Source organism: Thermoanaerobaculia bacterium (assembly GCA_035593605.1).
Lineage (GTDB): Bacteria > Acidobacteriota > Thermoanaerobaculia > UBA2201 > DAOSWS01 > DAOSWS01.
Genome location: DAOSWS010000038.1, coordinates 1 through 10,847, shown reverse-complemented (window position 1 = coordinate 10,847; position 10,847 = coordinate 1). Strand labels below are relative to the sequence as shown.

The window sequence follows — 10,847 nt, the reverse complement described above, 5'->3', positions numbered from 1 at the left end:
CGGCCTGGCAATCGACTTGGTAAGCGGCGCTAGGGTGTTGTCAGGCGTTGCAACATTCTTTTTGCATTCTCGAATTCTGGATTGATTTCCAGCGCCTTTTTGTAATACTTCACGGCCAGGTCCTTTTCTCCGTGGACCATGTAGGCTTCCGCCAGGCTGTCGTAGACGTTGAAAGCCTCCGGGTATTCTTTCACGTTGAGCGTGAAGACCTTGATGGCGTCTTCCGTCTTTCCTTTTCCCAGAAGATAGTACCCGAACGTGTTCATCAGGCCTTCGCCCAGACCTTTGTCTTTGCCGTTGTTCTGCTTGAGTTTGTTGTACGCTTCGATCAATGGTTCGATTCCGCCGGCTTTATATGCGTGGAACAGGGGTTCGATCGGAGGGGAAACGGGCTTTTCCACCTTGCCGATCAGCTCCGGCACTACGGTATCGATCCATTGTCCGGTGTTCACGAAGCCTTGCTGGTACGATTCCCATTCCTTGAGGATATTCTTTTCTTTCATCATCTTCGCGTCCAGCCCTTCATCGAGGGCTTTCTTCATCACGTCCTTAGTGGCCAGGAGCATCTCGGAAAAGGTTTTCAGCTGCTCTATACCGAAATTGTCCCCATGGCCGGGAACGAAGGTTACGTCCTTCGGAACGGACTTCATTAGCTTCTGGATCACGCCAGGATACGCGGCGAACGATCCCCCCTTGCCCCGGTCGACATAGGGGAACGAGACCGGGTTGCCCAGGCCGCCCATGCAGACGATCTTTGACTCCACGAAGTACACGGCCATATCTGTGTCGGAATGGCTCCCCGGCAGGGGAAGGATCCTGATTTCTTCTCCGTTGACATGGAGTGTCGTCTCGGCGTCGATGGTAATCGTGGGAAGTGCCGACTCGGGGATCTCCAGCAGAATATTGGTGCCGCTGGTCAGCTGATTGCGTACACCTTTGTGGGCGATGACCGTGGCTCCCGGCCCCAGGGCGGCAAGTCCGCCGGCGTGGTCCGGGTGTTCATGGGTCAGGATGATGTACTTCACCTCCCCTTTTTCCTTTCCCAATTCTGTAAGCGCTTTTTTAAGCTTTTCCACACCGGCCTGCAGACCCGTATCCACGAGGAGGATCCCATCCTCCCCCACGGAGGCGATCACATTCGCGGTGAATCCCGCCGCGACATCGATCCGGTAGAGGTGGTCGTTCAGCGGGGTCACCTTTACGGTCGCTTCCTGCGCGTTCATTACCAGCGGGAAAAGAGCAAGAATAAGAATGAGCCTTATTGTTTTCATCCATCCCTCCTTTTACATCTGGTTACACTATAAATCTTTGATCCAACGTTTGTCACCAGGCACGCACGTGTTGTTCCCAAGATTGCAGTCTAATTGAGACTGCTTCGTCGTTACACTCCTCGCAGTGACAGAATGAATGGTGTCATTGCACTTCACAGAATTTTTCTGCGAGATTCTGTGAGTATCCATTCGGTTAGCCGAATAATGGATGGAAAATTTTTGAAATAAGGAGTATCGTAGAATCAAGGCACCTACATCATGGGTTACTTGGAGCGGGGACAAATCCTATTGGGGGGATTGCCATGAAAAAGTTATTTCTCTTCTTCCTGCTGGCGTGCGGGGCCATGTATCTGTTCGCTGCGGTTCCGCCAGGCCTCATCAACTACCAGGGGGTTCTTCGGGATGATGCGGGGGAACCTCTTGATGGTTCCTACGACATGGTGTTCACCTTTTACAGTGATGCCGCGGCGGGCGATGAGATATTAATCGATTCTCACCTGGCCGCAGGATCTGGAGCCGTGACCGTTTCCGATGGCCTATTTTCTGTCGCTCTGGGATCCGGAACGGTGACCGATGGATCGGGAGCGGGAACCTACACCTCGCTGGGTTTGGTCTTTGCTGATTACAATGAGGTTTGGCTGCAGGTCAACGTGGAGGGAGAGGATCTTTCCCCCCGGGTCCGGGTGACGGCCTCGGCCTATGCCCAGAATGCAGGGTCCCTTGAAGGCGAAACCGCGGCCGATCTTCATGACTGGAGCAATTTAACGTCGGTTCCTGCGGGCTTTGCGGATAATGTCGATGATACCGGCTTGACGGCAGAAACCGATCCGGAGGTGGATCTCTCTACGATTGGCGCGGTGCCCCGGTGGGATGGTTCCGCTCTCTCTGAGGGTTTGATCTTCGATGACGGAATGGGGGTCGATATCGGAACACAGTCTTTACCAGGGACCTTAAACGTCACGGTTTGGAACAGCCTTCAAGACCAGGCGCAAACTCAGGATTTCAATGAAGCTTATTATTCCCGGTGGCAGTCCTTCACAGCGGGAATGACAGGGTATTTGACAAAAATTTCTATTAGTCTGAGTGCTTCATCCGGACACGTAATCACGGTTAATATTCACGAGGGAACCGGGACAGGCGGAGCACTTCTGGCCAGTAAGTCCGTTACGATGACAGAAGCATATAACGGCTGGTATGAATTCAGGTTTTCATCGCCTCCATGGGTTACGGCAGGTCAAATCTACACAATTAGTGAAATTCCATCGCAAGAGTGGTCGTATTGGCGTATAAACGATGTAAATTCATATAGCGGCGGCATTTCTTCGGTATCCGCCACGATGGATTTTACTTTTAAGACGTATGTTTCCTCAGGAACATTTGCCGGTCTTTATGTTGGTGATCCCGGCGCAGTAGGCATTGGCACGCGAACACCTGAAGAAATGTTATCCGTCACAGGAACTATCCAGTCTACGTCGGGAGGTTTCAAATTTCCTGACGGAACCGTTCAGGCAACTGCAGCGGGGGATAGCTGGTCCCTGGATGCCGATGATGGCCATCCGGTCGATGCTCTTTATGTGGATGCGGTTGGGAGTGTAGGGATCGGAACCACGACGCCTGAGTGGACGTTGAGCGTTGCAGGCGATGAAACCCTGGAGAGCCGGCTGAAATTCACCCTGGCCGATGGTTATGGCGGGAATGATGCGGTGATTGGCGTGGACGCAGGAGCCGGGAAGAGCCTGACATTTTATGACTATAACGCGGCGAAGAGCTTAATGAAGATCGTTGCGGATACCGGGAACGTAGGAATTGGTACCCTTGACCCCACCCATAGACTGACTGTGGCAGGCGGCAATTTCAACCTGCAAAACGCAGCAGGGGGTGGAAGAATTTATGCGTACGTTGACGCAAGTGATCATGGTGGGATGCGGTTTTATGATCAGTCAGCCGTATATCAAGTATGGATCGGTATTGACACCTCTGATAAGGGATTCGTCGAAGCGGATGATTTTTACAATGTCAAAGTCTCCGACCTGCATGCAGGGAAGGAGATCCGGTATTCGACACCTACGGGCCCGGAACCTCTCATCCAGTTTCGGGGAACGGCTGCCCTGGTGAATGGGGCAGCAACTATATCCATTCCCGACCACCTTAGAGAGATGGCCGATCTTTCTTCTTTGAGCGTCTATTTAACCCCCAGGGATTCTTCGTCTCCGGGCCTGGCTTGGACGGCGTCGGATGATTCCACGATCTCCGTACAGGAACTTGAAGAGGGGAAAGGCTCTTATTCCTTCGACTGGTTTGCCATAGCTACGCGAAAGGGAAGAGAGAATTATCAGGTTCTTCAAAATGCGGAACCGGATGGAATGGATACGGGGGATCAACAGACAGCCGCAGAACGAACGATCTCTCGAGTGAAACGTGCGGAAGAGGCCCGAGATCTTGAGGAGCCAAAGGCCCGGGTGGATGCGGTTGATAAAGAATCGACAACCGGTACGGTCGATGCGTCGAACCATCTTGATTCAGTGGGATCCCAGGATCGCCGCCTGGTTGAGCCCATGGCGGCAGCCTACCCGGTGGAGGCAGGCGATATTCTGGTTTTCAACCCTGCCAACGGAGAAGAGCTCTATCTCTGCAGTACAGAGGCCGATCCGATGGTCGTGGGCGTGGCGGCGGAAAACGGCGAAGGAACAATTCAGACGGTGGTTTCCGGGGTTACCCTGGTAAAGGCTGACGCTTCGATGGTTCCGATACGTCGGGGCGATCTCCTCGTCACCTCTCCCCTGCCGGGGCATGCGACGAAGATGAAAGCTTTTGTCCCCGGTACCGTGATCGGCAAGGCCCTGGAGCCGCTCGACACGGGCACAGGAATGATCAAAGTACTGGTGATGGTGAGATAAGATGGTTTTATGGGTTTAGTGAGATTTATGAGTTTTATGGGTTAAAAACACAAAATACCTTCCGATTATTCGGGGACACGTAGCGAGTACATGTCCCCGCGGGGCAGTCCTTCCTTTTATCTCACATTTAACAACTTACAAAATAAAAAATAGGGACTGTCCCTATTTTATGAGCATGATATTACGATCGGCACGCAAGTTACGTCCCGTATCTTACAGCATCGGATATATTGTCACTCACCGTCACAAAAACCGTAACCGAGAGTATCCATTCGCATAAAAATCGATTATCATAGCAACAAGACATCACGGAATAGCTGCGAGGGCCATATCGTCTTCTTGGAGGGTTCATGAAAAATCTATCTTTCTTTTTCCTCTTCATGATATGCGGGGTCGTATTGATCAATGCCGCCACACCTCCGGGCCTCATCAACTACCAGGGTGTTCTGCGGGATGATACGGGCGCACCACTTGATGGTTCCTACGACATGGTCTTCACTTTTTTTAATGATGCTACGGCGGGCGAGGAGATCCTGATCGATTCCCATCTTGCTGCGGGATCCGGAGCCGTGACGGTCTCCGACGGCCTTTTCAATGTTGCGCTGGGGTCAGGTACGGTAACTGACGGATCAGGCGCGGGGACGTATATCTATTTGGCGGCTATGTTCCGGGACTACGCAGCGGTGTGGCTGCAGGTGACTGTCGGCGGGGAGGATCTTTCGCCGCGGGTCCGGGTGCTGGCCTCGGCCTATGCACAGAATGCCGATCATCTGGATGGCCTGGACAGCTCTGCTTTTTTGACCTCGGAATCGGACCCTTCCGTGGGCCCATTGACGGCGGGAAAGTGGTGCTCCAGTTCCGATGGATCGACCGTGGAGTGCACTTCCGATCTTCCCTCCAGCGATGACGGAGATTGGACAATATCCGGCAGTAATATGTATTCGTCCGTGTCCGGGAATGTGGGAATCGGGATATCTTCACCGGGAAACGATTTGACGGTCTATTCCACGGAGGATAATGATGGCCTTGCCCTGCGGGTTTCCGACAACACGTACAGCCAGGGCCTGATGTTCCGAAATTCGGGTGGAGCGTATACCTGGAAGATGTACCGAAAAAACATTGGATCCAACGATGCCGATCTCGTCATTGCCAAGGGGCCATCGACTGATATCACGGCACTTACTGATGTTGTGACGTTTCAGGAGGGAGGCTTACAGGTGGTGGGTGGTGAAGTGGTGGATCAGGAAAATGACTCCCACAACCAGTACAACATGGTTACCCCTCAGTGGCAGTCCTTTACTGCCGGATTAACCGGGAATTTAACGAAAATCATGATCTATGCTGTTACGACCGGGACTCGGACCCTCTCCATTTATGAGGGGACCGGGACTGGAGGAACTCTGCTGGGTACGACCACGGTATCCATAGGATATGATGAAAATGAAATTGTGTTGTCCAGTCCGATTCCGGTTACAGCCGGTCAAATTTACACCTGTGGATTGAGCACACCAGGGATTGGCCTTTCCTTTAGTACGGTCGATGTTTATCCAGGAGGAAGCGCCGCACTCGGCGGAGATTGGGTTTTTAGAACTTATGTAACAACCGATACAAGTTTAATCGTCTCCGATGGACACGTCGGGATTAACACGTCCACACCCCAGACGAGCCTGGATGTGGCGGGATCGATGACAGTTTCAGGACAGATCAAAATTACAGGCGGAAATCCCGGGGCGGGAAAAGTTCTCACCTCTGATGCCGATGGCCTGGCAAGCTGGCAGACCCCTGCTCGCAGTCAGGACGATAACAACAGTGATGACCGACAAGACGGGGCAGACTATGCACAATTTCGAAAAATTGCCCGGTCTGACAACGTTGACAGCTCCCGTCTGGATGACAGGGAAATGAGATCAGATCGAGAATCTCCCTCGCATGCCCGGACTCCAGGGATACAAATCCCAATCGCGCAGGGCGTGCGTTCGGGAGACGTTCTCGTGATCAACACCGCCATCGGGGCGGAACTCTATCCCTGCAGTCAGGAAGCGGACCCCCTCGTCGTTGGGATCGCCGTGGACGATGGGGAAGGCTTCTTTCTGACTGCCGTTACCGGGATCGCTTATGTGAATGTGGATGCCACCCTATCCCCCATTCGGGAAGGCGACCTGCTGGTCTCCTCCCCCATCACGGGCCACGCGATGAAGATGAAGACCCTTGTACCGGGAACCGTGATCGGTAAAGCCCTCGAACCTCTGGATTCGGGGACGGGAATGATCAAAGTGCTGGTGATGGTGAGGTAAAACAACGGCATACCGCAGTTGGCAGTCAGTAGACGGGGGAACAGCAACAACATTGACGATACCCTACCGTCACAAAAAGGACCGTGACGGTTCAAGTGATGCTACTCAGGTATCTGTCGATACGCTTTCTGTCTTCGTTTTCTTTGTCAGACTTTATGTAGATTTCAATAAAGGTCAGTTGATTTATTTCCTGATTATACGCGTAGATCACACGGATTCCTGTCCGCGCTCCCTTTCCTTTCAAGCTTCGGCAGGCGAACTTCTTCGCTTTGTATATAGGCAGGGGGGAATTTCCCAGGTCGGAGATAGGGACAGCGCCCCCATTATCAATTCCCAACTTATGGAGAGGGGCGAGCTGTGCGTTGAGAAAGATCTGAAAATCCTCTTTCAGGGTTCGGTACCGTTTTTCGAGAGCTTTAAAATCTTTATCAAACTCTGGTGTCGTTTCGACTTGGAACTGCTCAATCATCCTCGGCCCTGCGCGTGTATTCGTCCGTGCGGTAAAAGACGGATTCATATTCAATGAGGTCACCATCCCCGGTGGAAAGCCAGGGGACATCTCTATGTGAATATTCGCTGATCTTTGTGGCACTCATATCGGATAACCGATTCAACACGTCGTCGATGAGTTCCAACTCCCGCGCATTCAAAATTGTAAGACTCGCACTGCGGAGGGGAAGATATTTTTTCTGATCACGCTGAAAATATCTGCTTTTCACCTGCTCAATTTCCTTATCTCTTATCATTTGTTCCACGATCTTTTTAAAAGCGACGGGTGTTGGACCGAACTTATTTTTCATGTATTTTGCACCGATAAGCTGATCTTCGTACTTCTCGTAGTAATCAAAATCGATGAAGTAGAGCAGTTTATAAAGTACGGTTTCCCCTATGTTGGGCTTCGCGCCTACCCTATTTAAGATATAGAGTAATACTTCTTTAAACTTTCGTACGTTTTCCGCAGGAACGTTGATCCGAATTGGTTCATTCTTCTTCTTTCGCCTGGCTTTTTCAAGGATGACCTGGGGTTCCAATGATGCGTCCATTACGGCTTCGGCGGAAAGATTCATTGTTTCCGCAAGACGGACAAGCTCCTCGGCAGAGAGCTTTCTTTCCCCCCGTTCGATCTGGGACAGAGCGCTTCTCGAGATACCTATCTGGTCTGCCAGATTTTGCTGTGACATCCGTAGACCGGTTCGAAGTCCAGTAATCCTCTTTCCCAACTCTTTTTCATCTTTCTTCATATCTTCTCCCTACTCCATAGTATAGGAAATGTTCGTATTTCTGTCAAGTATATGATAGATAATCTAACATTATTGGTTTAGGGATTCTTCATTGTGCGTGAAGGTAGGTAGGTACTCTTCCGATAACCTTATCGCTGGTATTCATTCAACTAGCCGAGAGACTTTAAATGTGTGAGACTGCTTCGTCATTTCACTCCTCGCAGTGACAGAATGAACGTTGTCATTGCGAGCGGAACATAGTGAAGCGAAGCAATCTCGTTGGGTATCAGAACTAGATCGCCGCGTCGCCTTGCGGCTCCTCGCGATGACATCTTTATCTGGGGACACGTAACGAGTACATGTCCCCGTGGGGCAGTCCTTCCTTTTATCTCACATTTCACTACTTACAAAATAATAAATAGGGACTGTCCCTATTTTATGAGCATGATATTGCGTGGGGTAGCTTCGTCGTTGCACGCCTCGCAGTGACAAAAGGAAAGCAGCCTCACCCCCATCGTCCTCCTTATTCCGGCGTGAATTCGGATTATTGGCCCAGGGAATTGTCAGATCCGAAATCATAGGCTTGACAAAGCGTATCGACAGATCCGACCCTGACCAGGAGATCATCATATCGCCTCTCGTAGGAAATGTCCCCCAATGGGCATATCACGTAGTTTTTCCCCTTCGGGTAGAAGCTTCTGAATGCTCGAAGTGATCCTGGATGAAATCGGTCTGGATTAATTTTGCATTCGATGGCATCGACTTCGCCACGGCTCCCTGGGAGGATAAAATCTATTTCTCTTCCCGATTTATCTCTCCAGTATTGGATCTTAAAAATCTTCTCGCAACTCCGGAGAGTATCCAGGACCAGGTGTTCCCACAGAATACCACGGTCTTCCTCCCTGATCGTATCCCAGCCCCGCACATGGGTCACAAACCCTGTATCGAAGGCGTAGATTTTTGGCCGGCGTACTATTTCCCGGCGGTTTCCGCCATGGAAGGGCGTGACCGTATAGAGAGCACATGCAATATCCATGGCTTCCAGGTGGGCCTTTATGGTGGGTCGGCTAAGACCTGTTTCACGGGATAACATCGTATAATCCGTCTCACTTCCACTGCGATAGAGCATGAATCGCAGGAGTGTCAGGAAGCCGGTTCTTTCCCTGATGCCAAAGAGTTCCTGGATATCCCTGGCATAATAGCTGTCCATCCACTCTGCAAAGAAATCAGGATCCTTTTTTTTTGACAGCAGCGGTTCTGGAAGCCCACCGTGCAGTAACCGGTGATCGAAGTCATTGATGTGAAAGGTTGAAACACATTCACTCCACAATGCGGGTGGGAGGTAGATAACCTGCTTCCGACCCGTGAGTGTGTCTTTAAATTTTTTCGTAGCCGCAAGTGTGGAAGATCCGGTTGCAAGAATTCGGAGATCAGGAAATACATCGGCTGCGATTTTCAAAGTAATAGCTGGATCCTTCAGGCGATGGATCTCATCCAGGACAATCCTTGCCCGATGAGGGAGGCCCTGGAAAAACAACTCTGGATCTTCAAGGCGACGCTGAATGGAGGGAAGATCACAATTGAAATATTGGATATCTTTCAACATTCTGGAGAGGGTAGTTTTCCCAACTCGCCGAACGCCAGCCAACCAGACTATAGGTCGTTTCTCCCACGCCTTTTGAATACGATTCACCCAGTATTCTCGACTATACATGATACATACTTACCATATAGACGTCCTTTTGTCAAATATACTTACATCAATTACTGTCATTAACAAGACTGAGACCTGGGATTCAATTGCATTATGAAATTTGAGAATCGCAATTCTTGAGATATGGAATCTGTAATTCCATATTTGGGTCTATTTTGGCAACTTTAGCTGGGTGGACTGATAGACATGTACCTCTCGACCTTCTCCCCATCAACCTTCGGTTCAGATCTATTTCGTGAATACTTGTTTTAATGTATCAGGAATTTTTTTTTCATGAGTTACTTCCATGAAATCCCGATTGTCCAGAGCAAATATTCAATAAAAAAACCGCAAAGGTGCTAATGGCATTCTGAGGGTCAAAGGAGGCCCAGCACAAGCTGCCGATGTTCGGCGGCGGCCTGGTGCCATCGGACCCAGTGGGAGTTGTTGAATGTGGGTCTGGGCTGCCAGAGACCGTGTTCGGTGATGGCGGGCACAATGGCGGCATCTCTCCAATGGTGGCGGTCATATTGCATGGTGAAAAGCTCCCGGGTTGTCCAGTGATAAAACTCGCTCCCTCTAATGGCCCGTTTCCAGTGAAGGACCCGTGCAGCCCTGTATCCGGTTTTCGTGATTGCGTTCCTGCAGGGTTTCTTGAGGGTCGACCAGGGAACAATTTTCGCGGGTTTGTTCAACGGTGCCAGTTGAGCACAGATGGATTCCAGGGCCTCAATGTAGCGGGTCGGATTGGATCCATGGACCATGGTACCGCGATGATTGCGGTAGGACCACTCGAGGTAGGGAATGTCAGGGTGTTTCCCGGCTTCTCCGTGGCCGATCTTCGGAAGGAGCTTGTACGGAGACTGGGGTCCGAAGTGCCAGCGTTTCTGAGCCATTTCCCAGTACTTGCTTTCGTTACGGGCGTGGAGATCTCTGACGGTGTTGAAACGGCTGTGGCTCCCTGTGAAATTCTGATGGCTGAACGTGTCGGCGTATGCATGGAGGGCAATACCCAGCCTGAAAAGGTAGAGTGAGTTTCCCCGGGTATCGATGGCCGCCTTCAGAACCGTTTCCGCCAGCGATGAACCGGCACGGGTAATCCATCGTTCTTCCCCCCTCCCCTCTCCCCCGGGAATGAAATGAAAGGGCATGAAGACTTCCCGCTGCAGGGAGGAGCTCCAGGTCTCCAATCCTATGTGCGCGGTTCGTACCGGTTTCCAGGGTTCCAGACCGGGGTATATTTCATAGATACTGTCGTCAGTGTACTGGCTGGAAGAGGCAATGATGTGGGCTTCCGCAGGAGAGAAGGCCGCGGCACGGGAAAGGGCGTAGATGGCGTAGAAATGAATATCCACCTGCATACCTTCAGTATAGCAAGTTGGTGAATCCCTACCATATTCAAACAGACCGTAAAATAGGGACTGATACTATAAGCCCCACGAGAGCAGCGGGGAAGCAAAGTGGTTATTGTA

7 protein-coding genes are annotated in these 10,847 nt (G+C 51.1%); 2 read left to right on the top strand and 5 right to left on the bottom strand.

What is annotated here, in order from left to right; all coding sequences use genetic code 11:
* Window positions 1-29: 29 nt before the first annotated feature.
* Window positions 30-1,271 (bottom strand): MBL fold metallo-hydrolase, encoded by a 1,242-nt coding sequence (locus tag PLD04_14065; GenBank protein HXK69453.1) that lies wholly within the window; start codon window positions 1,269-1,271, stop codon window positions 30-32.
* Between the two features lie 302 nt (window positions 1,272-1,573).
* On the opposite strand from PLD04_14065, the gene PLD04_14060 reads away from it, so the two are divergent.
* Window positions 1,574-4,168: a hypothetical protein gene (locus PLD04_14060; protein HXK69452.1), complete on the top strand. Its 2,595-nt coding sequence runs from the start codon at window positions 1,574-1,576 to the stop codon at window positions 4,166-4,168.
* A 350-nt stretch (window positions 4,169-4,518) separates the two neighbouring features.
* The gene (locus tag PLD04_14055; GenBank protein HXK69451.1) at window positions 4,519-6,462 is read left to right on the top strand and encodes a hypothetical protein; all 1,944 of its coding nucleotides are present in this window, start codon (window positions 4,519-4,521) and stop codon (window positions 6,460-6,462) included.
* A 91-nt stretch (window positions 6,463-6,553) separates the two neighbouring features.
* Here the strand turns inward: PLD04_14055 and PLD04_14050 are convergent, their stop codons facing one another.
* The 4 genes from PLD04_14050 to PLD04_14035 form a co-directional block, all read right to left on the bottom strand.
* Window positions 6,554-6,931 (bottom strand): hypothetical protein, encoded by a 378-nt coding sequence (locus PLD04_14050; protein ID HXK69450.1) that lies wholly within the window; start codon window positions 6,929-6,931, stop codon window positions 6,554-6,556.
* Window positions 6,924-7,703 (bottom strand): DUF4065 domain-containing protein, encoded by a 780-nt coding sequence (locus tag PLD04_14045; protein ID HXK69449.1) that lies wholly within the window; start codon window positions 7,701-7,703, stop codon window positions 6,924-6,926. The genes PLD04_14050 and PLD04_14045 overlap by 8 nt, the downstream gene beginning before the upstream one ends.
* A gap of 523 nt (window positions 7,704-8,226) precedes the next feature.
* On the bottom strand, window positions 8,227-9,396 hold the full coding sequence (locus PLD04_14040; GenBank protein ID HXK69448.1) for an ATP-binding protein: 1,170 nt from the start codon (window positions 9,394-9,396) through the stop codon (window positions 8,227-8,229).
* A gap of 356 nt (window positions 9,397-9,752) precedes the next feature.
* The gene (locus PLD04_14035) at window positions 9,753-10,736 is read right to left on the bottom strand and encodes a hypothetical protein (GenBank protein HXK69447.1); all 984 of its coding nucleotides are present in this window, start codon (window positions 10,734-10,736) and stop codon (window positions 9,753-9,755) included.
* Window positions 10,737-10,847: the final 111 nt, after the last annotated feature.

What these genes read in the sequence shown, in the direction of transcription:
- PLD04_14045 (HXK69449.1), bottom strand. Translation starts at nt 7,703, where the DNA reads ATGAAGAAAGATGAAAAAGAGTTGGGAAAGAGGATTACTGGACTTCGA.
- PLD04_14050 (HXK69450.1), bottom strand. Translation starts at nt 6,931, where the DNA reads ATGATTGAGCAGTTCCAAGTCGAAACGACACCAGAGTTTGATAAAGAT.
- PLD04_14040 (HXK69448.1), bottom strand. Translation starts at nt 9,396, where the DNA reads ATGTATAGTCGAGAATACTGGGTGAATCGTATTCAAAAGGCGTGGGAG.
- PLD04_14065 (HXK69453.1), bottom strand. Translation starts at nt 1,271, where the DNA reads ATGAAAACAATAAGGCTCATTCTTATTCTTGCTCTTTTCCCGCTGGTA.
- PLD04_14060 (HXK69452.1), top strand. Translation starts at nt 1,574, where the DNA reads ATGAAAAAGTTATTTCTCTTCTTCCTGCTGGCGTGCGGGGCCATGTAT.
- PLD04_14035 (HXK69447.1), bottom strand. Translation starts at nt 10,736, where the DNA reads ATGCAGGTGGATATTCATTTCTACGCCATCTACGCCCTTTCCCGTGCC.
- PLD04_14055 (HXK69451.1), top strand. Translation starts at nt 4,519, where the DNA reads ATGAAAAATCTATCTTTCTTTTTCCTCTTCATGATATGCGGGGTCGTA.